Raw genomic sequence first — 3,866 nt, 5'->3', positions numbered from 1 at the left:
TGCATGTCAAGCTCAAAATGGCAGATCAATTGCATGATGGCGGCACGGCGAATTTTGTCATCCTGGGTGAGGACTTTGCCTCGCCAGACCGGAAGACGGTCATTATCAATCGCGTCGTAATACTCCTCGAGTGTCTTGACATTTTGCACATAAGCGCCGGGCAATTGACCGATGGCGGATGGTCCAAATCCCACCAGATCGCATTCGGCGTGGGTGGTATAGCCTTGGAAGTTGCGATGCAATGTCCCATCTCGTTGTGCTCGCGCTAATTCGTTGTCGGGCAGGGCAAAATGATCCATGCCGATAAACTGATAGCCAGCCTCGGTCAGCTCGGTAATACTTCGTTCAAGAATCCGGAGTTTTTCCTCGGGGCTTGGCAAGTCTTCAACCCGAATGCGCTTTTGCGGCATAAAAATGTGAGGTAAATGCGCATAATTGAACACGCTGAGTCGATCCGGACGCCATTGGATAACCGTTCTTAACGTTTCGGAAAACGACGCTTCGCTTTGAAAGGGTAGCCCGTAAATTAAGTCGAGATGAATGGACTTAAAGCCAGCATCGCGGGCGGTTCTGAGTGCGTTTTCTGTCACTTCAATGGGCTGAATGCGGTGGACCGCTTTTTGTACCTTCGGATTTAAGTCTTGCACACCAAAACTAATGCGATTAAAGCCCATGGCGCGTAGCGCTTTAATACGTTGTTCATCGACGCTTCTTGGGTCAATTTCGATGGCGTATTCACCGTTTTCGGGATCCAATTCGAAATATTGGGACAGATGGGTGATCACCTCGCGGATTTCCTCATCCGAAAGAAACGTAGGGGTGCCTCCACCCCAATGCATTTGCTTCACATAGCGACGACCCAATTGCTTAGCCACCATGGCGATCTCTTTCTTCAGGCGGTGCAAAAAAGGCGGCGACTTGCGTCGATCTTTGGTAATGATTTTGTTACAAGCGCAGTAATAGCACAGCGTGTCGCAAAAGGGGACATGGATGTAGATGGACAAAGGCGTGTCAGTACTTGAGGCATGGAGCGCCATGCGATAGTCCGCACTTTTAAAATTCGTGGTAAATTCAACCGCGGTTGGATATGACGTATAGCGCGGTCCTGTCATGTCGTACTTTTCAATCAAACCGCGATCGACATATTGGCTCATGACCATCTGCCCGAATTGGAACACTGACCGCTAGTGTACCGTTGAGGCTTAAGCCATTTATTGACCAAGATCAGTGATGATGCATGGTCGGCTTATGCTTGCCATGGTGTTGATGTGGGTGATGGCTATGACCATGTCCCAAGGCTGGCCACAAGGTCCAGATGGCCAAGAGGACGAGCAATGCAGACACAAGGCGTTTCATGGCTTGTTTATTGAGCCAACGTTTTAGCTGATTGGCGACTTGTCCAGTCAGCAGTAGTGCCGGGAGCGTTCCGCTGCCGAACGCCACCATGCGAAGCGCCGCTTCTTTGGGCGATGCACTGGATGCCGCTTGAGCCAAAGCTGTGTACACTAACCCACATGGCAGCGCAGACCACAGAAGACCAACCCCAAATACCTGATAGGCATTCTTCAATGGCAACAATTTGCCTGAAAATTTCTGAATCGGGTGAAAAATTTGCTGGCCCTTTCGTTCAAGCCACTGAATGCCGTGCCACCAGCCGCCAATATAGCCCGCCATAGCGATGATCATCAATGCGCCAAACCAGCGCAGCACCACTAGCGCAGCGCGTGTTTCAGCTAGGGTTGTGACTGACCACGCCAGCGTCCCGACCGCGAAACCCAACACACCGTAGCCGAGGATCCGGCCTGCTGAGTAGAGGATACTGACCAACCATGAATTCAGGTGGCGGGGCGCGCCCAATTGCAGCGCTGAGGCGATCCCACCGCACATGGTCAGGCAATGCACACTGCTGAACAATCCCGTGAAAAACATGGCGCTGAATGCAGCGTAATGGATTGAAATTTCACTCGTCATTTTGGCTGTGCTCCGACTGGATGGCTTGTTGCGTGGCCTCTTCATCGTCATCAAATAGTATACGTGTTGCTGGCGATTCTAAATCTTCAAACTGACGATGATTCACCGCCCAAATAAAGACGGCAATGGCGATGGCAAGAATCAATAGCGTAATTGGGATAAGAATATAAAGGCTAGACATTTACGCCTCCTCACTTATCGGCCGGTTTTCCGACTTGAGACGACGGGCACGCAAGGCGTTGCTTACGACCAGCAAAGAGCTTGTTGACATACCAATGGCGGCAAGCCAAGGCGGCAGTTGGCCTGCGGCTGCGGCTGGTATGGAAATGGCATTATAGATAAGTGCCCAAGTGATGTTTTGCCGAATGATTCGATGGCACTTTTGGCTCCATCGAACAAGTTGCCATATGGGTTTCATTCGATTGGACACAATTAGAATCTGCGCCGATTGTCTGGATAACATTGCGCCTGAGGCAAAGGCCAGTGAGACATCCGCTTGTGCCAATACGGGGGCGTCGTTCAAGCCGTCACCGACCATCGCCACTGATCCTTGGGCCAAGGTTTTAAGTTTTTTAAGTTGGTCGACTTTTTCTTCGGGAGATAAGCCGGTGAATGCGGCATCAACAGCGAAGGCCTGTGTCAGTATTTTCGGGTCGGCATTCGGGTCTCCTGTCAGAATCGTCAGCTGATGTTTTTCGCGTTTGAGCTTTGCCAGCGTCGATTTCGCGCCGGGACGCCATGCATCGCCAAGCTGATATTCTGCAACGGGCTGTTGGTCGCATCGTAGTTGTATGGTCCGTGTGAGTGAGGCGGAAGGTCGATCCTTGTTGACGGTCTCTATCACCCATAACTTCCCTTGGTAGCGTCCTTGCATGCCAGTGCGCTCGGGTAGCGGGGCAACAGCTTCGACGGCTGAATAGCCCCCGGCGCTCAACTGACTGGTCATGGCGCGAGCGACAGGGTGTTCAGAATGTCGTTGGAGTCCTACCACGATGTGGTCGAGTTCCGCCTTTGTGTATTGGTCAGACAGAGGCGTGAATTTTTGGACCACGAATTGCCCAGTGGTTAAAGTGCCAGTTTTGTCGAACACCCAGTCGGAGACCCGGACGAGGCTTTCAAGGACATCGGCATCTTTAATGAGCAAGCCTTGTTGACTGGCGCCAGACAGCGTTGCTGTTTGTGCTGCTGGAGCGGCAAGACTCAACGCGCAGGGGCATGACACAACCAGTACCGCAAGCGCGCTTTCCAGCGCCATGTCGGGCTGGGTAATCCACCAATACATGAAAGTGGCCACAGCGGTGAGGAGTACCGCGGCAACAAAATGGTGAGCAATTTTATCAATCAGTGTTTGACGGTGGTTGCGACACGTCATGGCTTGCGTCTGGTATCGCTGTAGCTTGGCCGCAAATGAGCTGTCCGCCGATGCGGTCACGCGCATCATGAACGGGGCGCCTTCGTTACGTGAACCCGCATAAACTTCATGACCGAATACTTTTTTTTGTGGCCAAGGTTCGCCCGTCAAAATCGCTTCGTTGACTCTTGCTTCGCGCGAGATCAAAATGCCGTCTGCCGCGACGACGCCGTTTTTAGGCACAACAATTTCGTCGTCAGGTACGATCTGTTCGACTGTCTTCCAGCGACCATTTCGGAGTTGGACAACGTCTGGTAGGTCGGATAGGGGAAGGGTGGACTCGGTGGCCGCCAGTTGGGTTTTGAGCAATAGATATCTGCCTAGCAGGAGAAAAAAAGTGAACATGGCCACTGAGTCAAAATACACTTCGCCATCGCCTCGAACGGTGTTGACCATGCTCACCAGCCACGCACTGCCAATGGCCAACGCAACAGGAACATCCATACCAAGACGGCGGTGCTGCAAATTTTGCCAAGCGCCACGG

4 protein-coding genes are annotated in these 3,866 nt (G+C 52.2%); all 4 read right to left on the bottom strand.

All coding sequences use genetic code 11. The features are described from left to right. Positions 1-1,154 (bottom strand): oxygen-independent coproporphyrinogen III oxidase (hemN, locus tag D6694_09430; GenBank protein RMH41068.1); only part of this gene is annotated, 1,154 nt, incomplete at its 3' end. A gap of 70 nt (positions 1,155-1,224) precedes the next feature. Further along, the gene (locus tag D6694_09425; GenBank protein RMH41067.1) at positions 1,225-2,022 is read right to left on the bottom strand and encodes a sulfite exporter TauE/SafE family protein; all 798 of its coding nucleotides are present in this window, start codon (positions 2,020-2,022) and stop codon (positions 1,225-1,227) included. Continuing rightward, positions 1,961-2,152, bottom strand: coding sequence for a cbb3-type cytochrome oxidase assembly protein CcoS (ccoS, locus tag D6694_09420; GenBank protein RMH41066.1), 192 nt, complete (start codon positions 2,150-2,152; stop codon positions 1,961-1,963). Before ccoS ends, D6694_09425 begins: the two co-directional genes overlap by 62 nt. Continuing rightward, positions 2,153-3,866 (bottom strand): cadmium-translocating P-type ATPase (cadA, locus tag D6694_09415; protein RMH41065.1); only part of this gene is annotated, 1,714 nt, incomplete at its 5' end.

It is taken from the genome of Gammaproteobacteria bacterium (assembly GCA_003696665.1).
Classification (GTDB): Bacteria; Pseudomonadota; Gammaproteobacteria; order Enterobacterales.
The sequence above is the reverse complement of the archived record's forward strand: the minus strand, read 5'-3'. Positions and strand labels throughout refer to the sequence as shown.

What these genes read in the sequence shown, in the direction of transcription:
- D6694_09425 (RMH41067.1), bottom strand. Translation starts at nt 2,022, where the DNA reads ATGACGATGAAGAGGCCACGCAACAAGCCATCCAGTCGGAGCACAGCC.
- ccoS (RMH41066.1), bottom strand. Translation starts at nt 2,152, where the DNA reads ATGTCTAGCCTTTATATTCTTATCCCAATTACGCTATTGATTCTTGCC.